General features: G+C 46.4%; 11 protein-coding genes. 7 read left to right on the top strand and 4 right to left on the bottom strand.

Annotated features, from left to right (window positions below; translation table 11 throughout):
- Positions 1-39: 39 nt before the first annotated feature.
- The 4 genes from JGK07_RS07470 (at position 40) to JGK07_RS07455 (ending at position 4,795) form a co-directional block, all read left to right on the top strand.
- A complete protein-coding gene (locus JGK07_RS07470) occupies positions 40-384 on the top strand; it encodes a hypothetical protein (protein ID WP_293187071.1) in 345 nt (114 codons plus the stop codon).
- 70 nt (positions 385-454) lie between these two features.
- Positions 455-1,927 carry an adenylate/guanylate cyclase domain-containing protein gene (locus JGK07_RS07465; RefSeq protein ID WP_293185525.1) on the top strand — a complete coding sequence of 491 codons (1,473 nt, stop codon included), beginning with the start codon at positions 455-457 and terminating at the stop codon, positions 1,925-1,927.
- A gap of 395 nt (positions 1,928-2,322) precedes the next feature.
- Positions 2,323-3,972: an ABC transporter substrate-binding protein gene (locus JGK07_RS07460; RefSeq protein ID WP_293224213.1), complete on the top strand. Its 1,650-nt coding sequence runs from the start codon at positions 2,323-2,325 to the stop codon at positions 3,970-3,972.
- Positions 3,973-4,135: 163 nt separating this feature from the next.
- On the top strand, positions 4,136-4,795 hold the full coding sequence (locus JGK07_RS07455; RefSeq protein ID WP_293185523.1) for a pentapeptide repeat-containing protein: 660 nt from the start codon (positions 4,136-4,138) through the stop codon (positions 4,793-4,795).
- A gap of 329 nt (positions 4,796-5,124) precedes the next feature.
- Here the strand turns inward: JGK07_RS07455 and JGK07_RS07450 are convergent, their stop codons facing one another.
- The 4 genes from JGK07_RS07450 to acnB form a co-directional block, all read right to left on the bottom strand.
- A complete protein-coding gene (locus JGK07_RS07450) occupies positions 5,125-5,538 on the bottom strand; it encodes a cupin domain-containing protein (RefSeq protein WP_293189273.1) in 414 nt (137 codons plus the stop codon).
- A 74-nt stretch (positions 5,539-5,612) separates the two neighbouring features.
- On the bottom strand, positions 5,613-6,068 hold the full coding sequence (locus JGK07_RS07445; protein WP_293205095.1) for a nucleic acid-binding protein: 456 nt from the start codon (positions 6,066-6,068) through the stop codon (positions 5,613-5,615).
- A gap of 3 nt (positions 6,069-6,071) precedes the next feature.
- The gene (locus JGK07_RS07440) at positions 6,072-6,527 is read right to left on the bottom strand and encodes a hypothetical protein (RefSeq protein WP_293205097.1); all 456 of its coding nucleotides are present in this window, start codon (positions 6,525-6,527) and stop codon (positions 6,072-6,074) included.
- 401 nt (positions 6,528-6,928) lie between these two features.
- Positions 6,929-9,544: a bifunctional aconitate hydratase 2/2-methylisocitrate dehydratase gene (acnB, locus tag JGK07_RS07435; RefSeq protein ID WP_293185519.1), complete on the bottom strand. Its 2,616-nt coding sequence runs from the start codon at positions 9,542-9,544 to the stop codon at positions 6,929-6,931.
- A gap of 41 nt (positions 9,545-9,585) precedes the next feature.
- Between acnB and JGK07_RS07430 the strand changes: the two genes are divergently transcribed.
- The 3 genes from JGK07_RS07430 (at position 9,586) to JGK07_RS07420 (ending at position 14,286) form a co-directional block, all read left to right on the top strand.
- On the top strand, positions 9,586-9,786 hold the full coding sequence (locus JGK07_RS07430; RefSeq protein ID WP_293185518.1) for a hypothetical protein: 201 nt from the start codon (positions 9,586-9,588) through the stop codon (positions 9,784-9,786).
- Between the two features lie 234 nt (positions 9,787-10,020).
- Complete coding sequence (locus JGK07_RS07425; RefSeq protein WP_293241983.1) at positions 10,021-13,998, top strand: EAL domain-containing protein; 3,978 nt, start codon at positions 10,021-10,023, stop codon at positions 13,996-13,998.
- Between the two features lie 102 nt (positions 13,999-14,100).
- Positions 14,101-14,286, top strand: a complete 186-nt coding sequence (locus JGK07_RS07420; protein ID WP_293185516.1) for a hypothetical protein — start codon at positions 14,101-14,103, stop codon at positions 14,284-14,286.
- Positions 14,287-14,461: the final 175 nt, after the last annotated feature.

The raw sequence follows: 14,461 nt of genomic DNA, 5'->3' as shown, positions 1-14,461 counted from the left end.
TGGCGATCGATAATATCTAAGGGACTTTTTTTTGCGGCAATGGAAATTAAAACAGAAGATTACGGGATCTGTTACGATCCATCAACGGCAACCGTGAGTTTTAGAGGATCTCTAAGGTTGAGCGGGCCCCAAGAGTACGCACCGATAGTGCAGTTGCTGGAGGAGGTAGCCGATTTGGCACCGGCAAAAATTACCCTCAATTTGCAACAGTTAGAATTTTTGAACAGTTCAGGCATAAATATGCTGTCGAAGTTTATTATCGAAGTCCGCAAAAAAGCTCGGGTGCAAATGGCGGTACAAGGTTCTCAACGTATAGCTTGGCAAGGTAAATCTGTGAAGAATTTCCAGCGCCTAATGCCGAGTTTGCAGTTTGAATTACTATAGACATATGATGACTTTTAGGGTATGGACTGTTGAGCAATTTTCTGTTAGTCGAGGCGCAAATTCTCGGGTTATGCTGGAAGAACAACCATCTAGAGAACAGCTACTTTTAGAGATAGAAAGATTGCGCCAGCAAGTGGAAGACTTGAAGGAGGAAAAAGCGGATCTGGAAATCTTGCTGGAAAATACTGCTGAACATTCCGATACGGTGGAATCTGAGTTGCGCTATCGGGCATTGGAGGCGGTGCGGGAAGGCGAAATCAAGCTAGCTCAATTTCTGGAAGCGATTCCCGTAGGCGTGGCGGTGCTCGATGCTCAAGGTAAACCTTACTACGTCAATCGTGCCGGACAGCAGTTACTAGGCCAAGGGGTGTTGCCGTTAAATGCTGTTGATGATTTGTCAAAAAGTTATAAATTTTATATCGCGGGAACTGATATTATTTACCCTTCACAGAATTTGCCGCTCGTCCGAGCTTTGACGGGAGAAAGTTCGACTGCTGACGATCTGGAAATTCATAGACTAGACAAGAAAATCCCCCTTGAGACTTGGGGGACGCCAATTTTTGACGGTGGCAAAGTTGCTTTTGCGATCGCAGTTTTTCAAGATGTCACGGAACGCAAACAAGCTGAAGCCGACCGCCAAACATTTATTAAGGAATTATTTGAAGTCAATAAAAGCTTAGAAAAATCTCTGGATGCTGAATCGGAATTAACTGATGCCTACGGGCGATTTGTGCCACATCAATTTCTCAATTTGTTGGGATATGAAAGTATTATTGATGTCAGTTTAGGCGATCAAGTGCAGCAGGAAATGTCGGTGCTGTTTGCGGACATCCGCGATTTCACGACGCTTTCCGAAACTATGACTCCTCAAGAAAATTTTAATTTTATAAATGCTTACCTGTCGCGCATGGAGCCTGCTATTACTAGCAATCACGGGTTTATTGACAAATATATCGGCGATGCGATTATGGCTTTGTTTAGCGACTGTGCAGATGATGCAGTGAAAGCTGGTATTGCGATGCTAAATATCCTGAATGATTACAACAGATACCGTTTAAGTGTGGGCTACATCCCGATTAAAATTGGGATTGGGATCAATTCTGGTTCTTTGATGCTGGGGACAGTTGGTGGCACAAGCAGAATGGATAGCACGGTGATTAGTGATGCTGTTAATTTGGCATCTCGGATTGAAGGGTTGACGAAAGATTATGGCGTTCCTATGTTAATTTCTCAGCAGACATTGGAACGGTTGCGAAATCCGGCTGATTATAATATTCGGATTGTGGATAAAGTACAGGTAAAAGGAAAATTACAATATGTCACAATATATGAGGTCTTCGATGCCGATCCGCCGGAAATTCTCTCGGCTAAGCTAGCAAATTTGGCGGTATATACTGAAGCAATGTTACTTTGCGATCGCCATGAGTACCGATTGGCAGGAAAATTGTTTGAAGAGTGTTTGCGGAAAAATCCGAGCGATCGGGTAGCTCGCATTTACCTGAAACGCTGTCGGGATTGGCGATCGCTCCTCAGGGAAATTTAGTCAGTTGGCTGTTGGCAGTTGGCAGTTGACAGTTGACAGTTGACAGTTGACAGTTGACAGTTGACAGTTGACAGTTGACAGTTGGCAGTTGGCAGTTTAAGAGGTTTCGCGACATTGCATCGGGAGCATCTCAGTTTTGCATTTATATATAGTGCTGTCCCCGCTCGCGAGTACAATACGCGAGCGGGGACGCTCGCACTATAATAAAAAAATGCTTTTTACAAAAATGAGATGCTCCCTTGACAGTTGACAGTTGACAGTTGACAGTTGACAGTTGGCAGTTGGCAGTTTAAGAGGTTTCGCGACATTGCATCTACCAAGAAACCGGGTTTCTCATTTAAAAGTGTGTAAGTCCTGATAATATAATTACTAATTTGGAGTGTCAATAAAAGACGATGGGAATTAACAAGTGGCAGTCGAGAATATCTATAAAACCTTCAGTAATTAAAGTTATAGCTTTGTTCTGCCTCTGCTGCTTGTTAACTGCAAGCTGCGGACAGAGTGCCAGTCGATCGCCCAATTCGCCCAATTCGCCCAACAACGATCGCGTGACAATTGGCACAACCTTGAAATTGCGGACGATCGACCCCGCCGACGCTTACGAAACCATCTCAGGACAACTGCTGCGAAATTTGGGCGATACTCTCTACACCTACGAGTCGGGAACGACAAAGTTAATCCCCCACTTGGCGACAGCAATGCCAAAAGTTAGCAAAGACGGATTGACATATACAATTCCCTTGCGTCAAGGCGTGATTTTTCACGACGACACACCGTTTAACGCCGCAGCAATGGAATTTTCCTTGCAGCGGTTTATCAAAAATGGCGGTCGTCCGGCTTTCTTGTTGGGCGATGCAGTAGAATCGGTGAAAGCGACGGGCGAATACGAATTAACTTTTCAACTCAAAAAGCCTTTTGCTGCGTTTCCTTCTTTGCTGACATTTGCCGGTCTTTGTCCGATTTCTCCGAAAGCTTATGAGATTGGGGACGGTAAATTTAAACCGGATACTTTTGTGGGAACTGGACGCTACAAACTTGCGAAGTACGGTAGCGATTCTCTGAAGTTTGACGCCTTTGATAAGTATTGGGGAGAAAAACCCGTCAATAGAGGTATTGACATTTTGCTGCTTTCGAGTTCTTCAAATTTGTTCAATACTTTTAGGACTGGTGCGATCGATGTAGCTTATTTATCTCTGGATGCGGATCAAGTTCGCAGCTTGGATGAGGGAGCAAAAAAAGGGAAATGGCAGGAAATCGCGGGGGAGAGCAGTACAGTTAGTTATATGACGCTGAATCTCAATTCTAAACCGCTGGATAAGTTAGAGGTGAGACAGGCGATCGCTGCGGCGATGGATCGGCCCCTGATTAACGATCGCGTCCTCCGAGGACAAGCCCAGCCTCTGTACAGCCTGATTCCCACAACCTTCGACGTTAACAAGCCAGTATTTAAAGAACTGTACGGCGACGCCAACATGACAAAAGCCAAGGAATTGCTAAAAAAAGCGGGATATTCGGCCGCCAATCCGTTTATTTTTCAAATTTGGCATCCTAGCGGTTCTACAAAACGAGGTTTAGTGGCGAGTACGATTAAAGCTTTAGCCCAACTCAAAATGGACGGGATAATGCAGGTGGAAATTAACAGCGTTGAATCTCCGACTTTGTTTCAGAATATAGAGAAGGGGATTTATCCTGCGGTGTTAGTGGATTGGTACGCTGACTTTTTCGACGCTGACAATTACATTCAGCCGTTTTTGGATTGTGCGACGGGTTCGGCGGCCCGCGGGTGTGAAAAGGGCGCCAGTCAGGGGCAGGGTTCGTTTTATTATAGCGATCGGGTAAATCAACTGATCGCCAAGCAGCGCCAAGAAGCCAACCCTCAAACCCGCAAAGCTTTGTTTGCCGAAATTCAGGACATACTAGGTCAAGATGTACCTTTCATCCCTCTTTGGCAGGATAAGGACTATACTTTTGCTCAGAACAGCATCACGGGTGTCCGTCTCGAACCGACGCAATCCTTTCCCTTTTGGTTCCTGAAAAAGCAATAATTGTTTACAATAATTGTTGGGAGTTTAAACGTCCATAATTCTATCATCTTTTGTGCACAACAGGGTGATGATTGTCACAGTTTATCGAAGAGACCGATCACCCCACTCTCTCTAAAAATGTTGGATATTATTAGTAGAGAGAGATATCGCCGAGGGTGAGTATATGAAATTTGGAATTTTAACAACAACAGGGCTGCTAATTGCGATCGGTTTTGCTTCTGGAGTCAAAGCAGAAAACGTATCACAAGTCAAGCAACTATTAGAAACTAAAAATTGCAGCAAATGTGACTTGACAGGAGCGCAGCTTTCTGGCATGAATCTCAGCGGTGCGAATTTGAACGGTGCAAATTTGAGTGGTGCAAATTTGAGCGGTACAAATTTGAACGAAGCCAAATTAAACGCAGTAAATCTGACACAAGCTAAATTGCAAGGTGCGAGCTTAATTGGGGCTAAAATGCACGGGGCAAATTTGGAGGGTGCTGATTTGACTCGCGCTAACCTGAGTTTGGCTGGTTTAGTAATTGCCAGTTTGAAAAATACCAACCTTACCAGTGCTAATTTGGTCGGGGCTAATTTAGAAAGTGCTAATTTGACTGGGGCGAACCTGAGAAATGCCCGTCAGTCTGTCGCGAATCTGGGAAATATCACCCTCCGGGGCGGTAGTTTGTCGGGAATAGATGTGCTGGGGGTTAACTTGCGGGATGCTAATTTGACTGGTGCTAATTTGACCGGTGCTAACTTGAACGGTTCGGATTTGACTGGCGCTAATTTACAGGATGCCAATATGGCAAATGTAGATTTGAAAAACGCTGCTTTGCCGTAGGACGATCGCCAATTGCTATATCAGACTATCGTGTTTAACAACCTTAATATAATCCTGTAGGGGCAATTTCAGAAATTGCCCCTATAATTTTAATTTCCTTCATTCATTTGACAGTTTGTAGGGGCGGTGCCCCCGTGTCCGCCCTCTTCGTTGACTGTTGACAAAAGAAGGAACAGGATTGGAGTAACGAAGAGCCTGATTTTAATTTCTCCCGGGCTTGGGGCTTTAAACTAATTCTTTCTGGTAATTTTAATTTTCCGTTAAGTCTGAGATGAGAGAGGACTGAAGTCCTCACTACAAACCTGAGAGTTATTTAACTTGATTTGAGATCAATCTTCGTCAGCGGCATCTTGGGGAAAACGGATAATGTCATCATCACCCAGATATTCGCCATTTTGGATTTCAATCATCACCAAGGGAATAACGCCGGGGTTTTCCACGCGGTGAGCGGTATTCATGGGAACGTAGGTTGACTGTTTCTGCATGAGAATGGTCTCTTTGTCATCGCAGATAACTTTAGCGGTACCGGAGACGACAACCCAGTGTTCGCTGCGGTGATAGTGCATTTGGGTGCGGATGTGGTGCCCCGGTTTGACTTCGATGCGATTGATCTTGTAGCGATCGCCCGCGTCTATGACTGTAACTTTACCCCAAAACCGGGTTTGCGTGCGATCGTCCGTTTTTTCGATTGTGTCCACTGTTTCCACCATGCTGTTGATCTCGCTAACGGTGTCTGTAAAAATATATGTAGTTGAAAGTATATCAAAACGTAAGTGCGATCGGGCTTTGGCTTAAGTTTTTCTCTCAGAATCCAGTTTTACGAGATCGATCGCCATTCGCGAGCATCCACAAACTGAGACAAATGCCCCACATTTGTGGTAGCAATTACCACTTCATTTGCCTCATTTGCTAATAATATTGCTTGAGCAGCCAGAATCACATCGCCGTCAAGTGCATTGGGTTCTGCTGTCGGCCTTCCTCTCTTTCGTGCATCCGCCCACAACTGAGCCGCTAGAAGCATTACCTCCGTAGTCAAAGGACGGTAGGGAATTTGCGATTTAAGTTCATCAAGTCGTCTAATACCTGCCACCTTACCTGCACGAATTAATTCGCGCCTCACCTCATAGTCAGCAATTTCAGGGAGCACTACAATATAACCTTTAAGTGGCAAAGATTGCAGCCAAAGTTTGCCCTCTTGAGATAAAGGAGAGGCGGCTTTGGGATTTGTAACAATTCCTAAAGGCCCAGAATCTAACAATACTATTTTGCTCATGGACTATATATGCACCGGGTTTTCTTCTAGTGCCTTGCGGAGAACTTCAGCGGTTTCTGTTTGTTCCTCTTCATCTCCATCATCTAGCCAAGATTGTAACAGCTTGCTCAGAGCTTCGTGTTGCTGTACGGGATCGATAATTTCTGGTTTTTCGTTATCCTCATTTCCTTCCTTTCGCCCCGCTAGCAGCATTTTGCTCATAGGTTGATTTCTTCTGATCCCCTCCTTCGACATTTTAGTAAAATCTACGTTTTCAGGTGTCTGGGCGGGTTCCGATAATCCGGGCTTAACTGTCACGGTTTCCAGAAATAACCGCATCATTTTCAGCAAATTCGGCCAATATGCTCTCGGAGTTTGCTGAATTACACTGAGAAACTCTACCATTTCGTTGCCAATGCGAGGTTCTGGCGCTGAAGTTGCTGTCGCTGGACTTTCACTGATTAAAGCTTGTTCAGACATAATCATTTTTCTCCTTTCTCGGATTTATATGAATCAGCGGGTCGATCGATATCCTGGATGGGAAGCCAGAGATTGGCGATCGAATTCGCCTCTACTTATATTGTAAATATTGTAAACAAAAGGCGGAGGATGATTCATTCAAATTATGGGATTTGCTTGAACCGCAGATATCAGCGGATGAACACAGATGTACGCAGATAATTAATTCATCTGCGTACATCTGCGTTTATCTGCGGTTCTAAATAACCATCTAAGTCAGCGGGTGCATCTCATTTTTGAAGAGGGCGAAGCATGACCGCATATAAGTTATTAGTTATAATCTCATATTGACTGCGGTCATGCTTCGCCCCTACACACATATTTGCCAAACCCAGATGCACCCTCAGTAAGCTGCGATGATATTACTTGCTCAAAACACCCTCAGGAATCCCCAAAATATCCTCAATCCGAGGCATATCTTCCAAAGCAATCACTCGCCCTTCATCCTCAAAGCCCGCAATCTGATCGAAATTTAAATATCGATACAAATCACCAGCAAAAGGATTGATTTTCTTCGCCACAATCTCTTGGTATTCTTCGACTGTGGGAATTCGACCCAACAGCGAACAAACTGCGGCTAATTCCGCAGAACCGAGATAAACTTGCGCGTCTTTACCCATGCGGTTGTTGAAATTACGAGTCGAAGTTGAAAACACGGTTGTCGCATCTTTAACCCGCGCTTGATTGCCCATACAAAGACTGCATCCCGGCATTTCTGTGCGCGCTCCAGCCGCTCCAAAAATGCTGTAATAACCTTCTTCTTTCAGTTGCTGTTCGTCCATCCGAGTTGGCGGACAAATCCACAGGCGAGCTTTCACTTCCCCTGCACCTTCCAACACCTTCGCAGTGGCGCGGTAGTGACCGATATTTGTCATGCAGGAACCGACAAATACTTCGTCTACCCGATCGCCCGCAACCTCACTCAACAGCTTCACATTATCCGGGTCATTCGGCGCAGCCACAATCGGTTCAGTAATCTCATTGAGATCGATTTCGATGATTTCCACATACTCCGCATCAGCATCCGCCTCAAGCAACACAGGATTAGCCAGCCATTCCTCCATCTTGGCCACCCGGCGCATCATCGTCCGCGCATCTTCATAGCCCCGCGCCACCATATTTTTGAGCAGCGCGACATTAGAACGAATGTACTCAGAAACAGTCTCAGCGCTCAATTTAATCGTGCATCCGGCGCAAGAACGCTCGGCCGAGGCATCGGTCAATTCAAAAGCCTGCTCGACCTTCAAATCGGGCAAACCTTCAATCTCCATAATTCGCCCAGAAAAGACGTTTTTCTTATTCTGTTTCGAGACTGTCAGCAAACCTTTTTGAATTGCTACGTAGGGAATTGCATTCACAACATCTCGCAGCGTTACTCCCGGTTGTAATTCACCTTTGAACCGGACTAGAACTGATTCTGGCATATCCAAAGGCATCACGCCCAAAGCAGCAGCAAAAGCTACTAATCCCGAACCCGCCGGAAAGGAAATCCCTAATGGAAAACGAGTGTGAGAATCGCCGCCTGTTCCCACTGTATCCGGCAATAACATCCGGTTCAGCCAAGAGTGAATAATTCCGTCTCCGGGACGCAAAGCTATGCCCGCGCGCTGTGCCATGAAATCGGGCAATTCGTGGTGAGTTTTGACATCCACTGGTTTCGGATAGGCAGCGGTGTGACAAAAACTTTGAATTACCAAATCGGCGCTAAATCCCAGACAAGCAAGTTCTTTTAATTCGTCCCGAGTCATGGGGCCGGTGGTATCTTGGGAACCGACTGTGGTCATTAATGGTTCGCAAGATGTGCCGGGACGAACGCCGGACAAACCGCAAGCTTTTCCTACCATCTTTTGAGCTAAGGTGAAGCCTTTTCCGGTATCGGCGGGAATAGTTGGACGGGTGAAAATCGGGCTAATTTCTAGTCCTAAAGCTTCGCGAACTTTGTCGGTTAAGGTGCGTCCGATTAATAGGGGAATTCGACCGCCGGCGCGAACTTCGTCGAGGATTGTGTCGGGTTTGAGGGTGAAGGTGGAGATGATTTCTCCGGCTTCGTTGGTGATTTCGCCTTTGTAGGGATGGATGGTGATTACCATGCCGGTTTCCATTTTGGCGACATCGCATTCGATCGGCAATGCGCCGGAATCTTCAGCGGTATTGAAGAAAATCGGGGCGATCGCACTTCCTAGAATATATCCGCCGTTGCGCTTGTTTGGTACAAACGGAATATCGTTACCAATGTGCCACAACACGGAGTTAATCGCCGATTTCCGCGAGGAACCTGTGCCGACAACATCGCCAACGTAGGCGACGGGATGGCCTTTTTCTTTCAATTGGGCGATCGTTTCTAAGGCCCCTGGCATCTTGCTTTCGAGCATCGCCAAAGCGTGCAGGGGAATGTCCGGCCGCGTGGTAGCCTGAGGTGCGGGAGACAAGTCATCGGTATTGGTTTCTCCGGGCACTTTGAAGACTGTAACAGTAATGGCTTGGGCTAGTTCGGGGCGGCCGGTAAACCACTCGGCATCAGCCCAGGAATCGACTACCTGCTTCGCGTAGGGATTGGTATCCGACAGGGCGAGAATGTCGTGGAAGGCATCGAATACTAACAGCGTTTTGCTCAGAGCCCGGGCTGCGGTGGCGGGGATAGCGATTTCGGCAGTAGGATTGAGCAAGTCGATTAAAGATTGGACGTTGTAACCGCCCATCATTGTCCCCAGCAGGTAAACTGCCCATTTGGGAGCAATTAGGGGGCTGTGGATTTCACCTTTGGCGATGCCGGTTAAAAAACCAGCTTTGACGTAGGCGGCGCTGTCTACGCCTGGGGGTACGCGATCGCGCAATAATTCGATTAAGGCTTCTTCTTCTCCCGGTGGCGGATTTTTCAGCAATTCGCAGAGTTCCGACGTTTGCTGGGCGTCTAGCGGCAGCGGCGGAATTCCCAATGCGGCTCTTTCGGCAGCGTGAAGGCGGTAAGATTCAAGCATTTTCTCTCTCTCCTCGGATAGTTTTGGGTAGTTGTTTGCAGATGGCATTACTTTTTAGATTAGGGGCTGGCGCTGCATATTTGGCAAGCTACCCCGCCATACATGAAAATTTAACGCAAGTTCAGAAACTCTACATTTTCTTACCAGAGACAGATGCGATCGCCACTGGCATTCCACCTAAAACTCGATCCGAGCAGTTTTGGGGAGCTGACTTGCATGAGTTTTGGTTAAGATTAATGTAGTGGGGCACTGTCGATCGTTCTCTACATATGCAATCATCAGTCACCACAAGTTTCAACAGTTGACAGTTGACAGTTGACAGTTGACAGTTGACCGAAGGAGAGCGACCTCTACCCTTAAGTCCGAGGATTCGAGTAATGAATAGTCTGATTTTTATTTCTCCCTCACTCGTGTTCCGGCTTTCAACCAATTTTTTCTGGTAAAAAAAGTTACCTGCTCAATGGAACAATTGAAAAATGGAAAGTTTTATCCCTGAAAACGGTGAAGACTGTCAGGGCTGTGCCGCCAAGCCAGACTTGTACGAAGAATTGCAAGAAACCAAAGAATTGCTGCTGACGATCGCCAATTCGATGCCGATGCCCATGATCGTCAGCAGTCTACCTGACGGCATAATTCTTTATAGCAACGATTTATGCCGTCAGGCTTTCGGCCTGAGAGCATTTCAGTCGATCGACCACCAGCCAGCCTCCATCCTCTACAACAATCCCGCAGAACGGCAGCAACTACTGGAGGATCTCGCTCGCAACGGATACGTCCGCGAGACAGAAGTCCGCCTCAAAAAAGCTGACGGTACCCTGTTTTGGGCCACTGTATCCATGCGGTATTTGACATTACTGTCGGAAAAAACTGTGCTGTCGGTGTTCTGCGACATTACCGAGCGCAAGCTAGCCGCCGCTAAAGAGCAGGAATTGCTGGCGTCAATCCACTTGCGGGCCCGCCAGCAAGCGGCCGTCGCCTACTTGGGACAGCAGGCCCTAGCCGAAACAGACTTGTCCGCACTGATGGACAAAGCTGCGGTGTTAATTGCCCAAACCCTAGATGTCGAGTATTGCCAGTTTTTGGAACTGTTGCCTTCTGGCCATGCTTTTCTGTTGCGAGCGGGGATTGGCTGGCAGCCCGGACTTGTCGGTAACGCTACTGTTACCGCTTCTAGTCGATCGCAAGCAGGTTACACATTGCTAGTTGGTGAACCGATAATCGTCGCAGATTTGCGAGTAGAAACCCGCTTTAGCGAGTCGCCACTGCTGCACAACCACCAGGCTGTCAGCGGCGTCACTGCGATCGTTCCCGGAAATCGAGGACAGGCGAAAAAGAACTGGGGACAAGCAGAACCTGGGAAGACTGCTGAGTCGGCTGTCTGGGGCATTTTGGGGGTACACAGCAAGCAAGAGCGCGTTTTTAACCAGGATGACGTTTATTTTGTAGAAGCGATCGCCAATCTGTTAGCTGCGGCGATCGATCGCATTCGATCGCAAGAGCGCTTGCAAATGATGGAACGGGCGATCGAGAGTACCAGCAACGGCATTGCGATCGCCGACGCCACAGTTGCAGATAATCCAATTATTTATGTCAATCCCAGTTTTGAGCGGATCACCGGTTATAGCAGAGAGGAATTAATTGGTAAAAATTGCCGATTTTTACAGGGAAAAGATACCAATTGCCCCGCTGCAAAAGAGCTGCAAACTGCCATTCGAGAAGGGAAAGAATGCCAAGTGATTTTGCGTAATTTTCGGAAAGATGGAACACCTTTTTGGAACGAACTTTCTATTGCTCCCGTATACAATTTTCGGCGACACTTAACTCACTTTATTGGAGTTCAAACCGATGTTACAGACCGCCAGCGCTCGGAAGAAGAATTATTTTTAAAGTCTCAAGATTTAGCCACATTCAGTGCCAACCTCAAACATTTGCACCGGATTACAACTTATCACTATCAAAACTTTCAAGAACTGGTTGATGATTATCTGACAGCAGGCTGTTTAATTTTTGGACTCTCTATTGGTATTATTGCTCAAGTTGAAAGTCAATCTTTTCTGATTCGCTCCGTCAAAAGCAACATCAAATATTTTAACAAAGGCTTAAAATTAAATCTTAGCGATACTTACTGTGCAGCAGTAATCAAATCCAAAAAAACCATGGCGTGTTCTCACATCAAAGAAATACTGAAAACTGGCGACCATCAAGTTTATCAAGATTTGAACATAGAATCATACATTGGCACACCGATATTTGTCAACGATAAAATTTATGGTACTTTGAGCTTTTGTTCGCAAAAAGCCCGACATAAAAATTTTGAATCGCAGGCCAGAGAAATCATAGAACTGATGGCTCAAAGCATCGGTAAATTTCTGGCAGTTCACAGAATGGAAATCGAACGCCAGCGAGCCGAACAAGAGCGCTGCGAGCTGATAGTATCTCTCCAAGAAAGTGAAGAACGCTATCGTCGTTTAGTAGAACTATCTCCCGAAGCGATCGCCGTTCACAGTCAAGGAAAAATCGTCTACATCAATGCCGCTGGCGCTAAACTCCTCGGCGCCAGATCTCCGGCAGAGCTCATCGGCTTTCCGGTATTGGATATCGTTCATCCAAACTATGTCGAAAAAGCCAGAGAACGGATGAGACAAGTCGAGGAAGAAAATCAGCCGATCGAGCTTGCCGAAGAAAAATTGATGCGGCTTGACGGAGAAATCATAGACGTTGAAGTTGCCGGCATCCCTGCTATTTATCAAGGCTCAGCCGCCGCCCAAATTATTATCAGAGATGTCACCGAGCGCAAGCGAGTAGAACAGCAACTACTGCACGGCGCCTTTCACGATTCGCTGACGGGTTTACCTAACCGCCTTTTGTTCATCGACAGGCTAGGACAAGCGATCCGCCGTTCCAAACATTCCCCAGATTACAAATTTGCCGTCCTGTTCCTAGATTTAGACCGCTTCAAAATAGTTAATGATTCTTTAGGACACATTCTTGGGGATAAACTGCTAATTGCCCTAGGGCAGCGGCTTCAGGATTGCGTGCGCGTTTCCGATACAGTCGCCCGGTTGGGGGGAGACGAATTTACCATTCTGCTAGACCGCATTCAGAGCTTCAGCGACGCCACCCTAGCAGCTAACAGGATACAAACAGAACTGAAGATTCCGTTTAACCTCGAAGGGCATGAAGTATTTACCACCGCTAGCATTGGGATTGTTTTCAGTCGAGGTGACTTAGGAATAGTAGAAAGTGACGAGTTGAACGGCCAGCAGAGTGCTTTATACAGCCATCCCGAAGAATTCCTGCGCGATGCTGATATTGCTATGTACCGTGCTAAAGCTTTGGGTAAAGCCCGCCACGAGGTGTTTAATTTGGCGATGCACGACCAAACTATCTCCCTCTTGCAGTTAGAAACAGACCTGCGATTAGCTATTTTTGGCAAGGAGGAATTAGGGAAAAGTAAGGATGAATGTTCGCACTTTATTGTCCACTACCAACCAATTTTTTCCCTCGCCAGCGGTGCGATCGAAGGTTTTGAGGCTTTGGTGCGCTGGCAGCACCCGATTCGGGGTTTAGTACCGCCTTCTACTTTTATTCCTGTAGCTGAAGAAACAGGCTTGATCGTGCCTCTGGGAGCCTGGGTGCTGCGCGAAGCTTGCCGACAATTGCGCGTTTGGCAAGAAATGTTGATGGAAGAAGGAAGAAGGAAGAAGGAAGAAGGAAGAAGGAAGAGGGAAGAGGGAAGGGGGAAGAGGGAAGAGGGAAGAGGGAAGAAGGAAGAGGGAAGAGGGAAAAAATTCCCAATTTCCAATCTCCAATTACCAATCCCCGATTACCAATTACCGATTGCCGATTCCCAATTCGCGATTACCAATTCGCGATTCCCAATTCCCAATTTCCAGTTACCAATTGTCGAGCCTTCACAATTAACAATGAGCGTCAATCTTTCTCCAAAGCAGTTAGGAATGGCGAATTTAATTGAACATATAGATGAAATTTTGGCAGAAACTGGCTGCGCTCCGAGTTGTTTGAAATTGGAGATCACTGAAAGCGCGATCGTAGAAAATGTGGCTAAGGCTAATATTGTACTCGCCCAATTAAAAGGTAGAAATATTCGATTGTCGATCGACGATTTTGGTACGGGCTATTCGTCTTTGAGTTACTTGCACCGCTTTCCGCTGGATACGCTGAAGATCGATCGATCTTTTGTGAGTCGCTTGGGGGCGATCGAAAACGGCAACGGCGGGGGTCAGCCTTTGCAGATTGTGCGGGCGATCGTAACTTTGGCTCACAATTTGGGATTAAATGCGATCGCCGAAGGTGTGGAGACAGCCGAACAGTTAGCCCAGCTTCGGGCACTCGACTGCGAATTAGCTCAGGGATATTTGTTTTCTAAACCTTTGGACAGTGGCGCAGTGACAGAAATGCTGATAAATCTGGGCAATATCAAGTCGGGTTAACATCTGTTTCAAGAAATCTGTCTATTTCTACCTAAATTTACTCATTTACCCAGAATTTGAAAACTGGTGACAATAGCTGTATAATTCATTTGCGCTTGATTCATGCGAGTTGCTCCCGGCTTAGTTGGTGTGACAACCGAACAAACACCAGGCACGAATGAATCATTAACTACAATTCAATATTTTTACCTCAAAGTCGCAAACTCTAACTGGGGAATTGTGGTCAAGCCTACTGTTGAGCCCAAGCCGAGCAGTAAGCAAGCAGTGATGCGCTACTTTTTACATTGAGGAAGTTACACCGCAGACTTGGACTGACTCTAGTTTTGCTGTTCATGAGTAGATTTAGATAGGTTGTTAGAAGCGGTTAGGAATGAGATACCTAGAAATTAACTTTTAGGTATGTTGTTGCGCTTAAGCGCTCTTTCATAGATCGAGAGCGCTGAAGCGCAACAACGTACCTATG

The organism is Microcoleus sp. PH2017_24_DOB_U_A (assembly GCF_020738205.1).
In the GTDB taxonomy this organism is placed as follows: domain Bacteria; phylum Cyanobacteriota; class Cyanobacteriia; order Cyanobacteriales; family Microcoleaceae; genus Microcoleus.
Note: the sequence above shows the minus strand (reverse complement) of the source record. Positions and strands in the feature narration are given on the sequence as shown.

Coding starts and splice junctions, on each gene's coding strand:
- JGK07_RS07470 (WP_293187071.1), top strand. CDS start 40: ATGGAAATTAAAACAGAAGATTACGGGATCTGTTACGATCCATCAACG.
- JGK07_RS07465 (WP_293185525.1), top strand. CDS start 455: ATGCTGGAAGAACAACCATCTAGAGAACAGCTACTTTTAGAGATAGAA.
- JGK07_RS07460 (WP_293224213.1), top strand. CDS start 2,323: ATGGGAATTAACAAGTGGCAGTCGAGAATATCTATAAAACCTTCAGTA.
- JGK07_RS07455 (WP_293185523.1), top strand. CDS start 4,136: ATGAAATTTGGAATTTTAACAACAACAGGGCTGCTAATTGCGATCGGT.
- JGK07_RS07445 (WP_293205095.1), bottom strand. CDS start 6,068: ATGAGCAAAATAGTATTGTTAGATTCTGGGCCTTTAGGAATTGTTACA.
- JGK07_RS07440 (WP_293205097.1), bottom strand. CDS start 6,527: ATGTCTGAACAAGCTTTAATCAGTGAAAGTCCAGCGACAGCAACTTCA.
- acnB (WP_293185519.1), bottom strand. CDS start 9,544: ATGCTTGAATCTTACCGCCTTCACGCTGCCGAAAGAGCCGCATTGGGA.
- JGK07_RS07430 (WP_293185518.1), top strand. CDS start 9,586: ATGGCATTACTTTTTAGATTAGGGGCTGGCGCTGCATATTTGGCAAGC.
- JGK07_RS07425 (WP_293241983.1), top strand. CDS start 10,021: ATGGAAAGTTTTATCCCTGAAAACGGTGAAGACTGTCAGGGCTGTGCC.
- JGK07_RS07420 (WP_293185516.1), top strand. CDS start 14,101: ATGCGAGTTGCTCCCGGCTTAGTTGGTGTGACAACCGAACAAACACCA.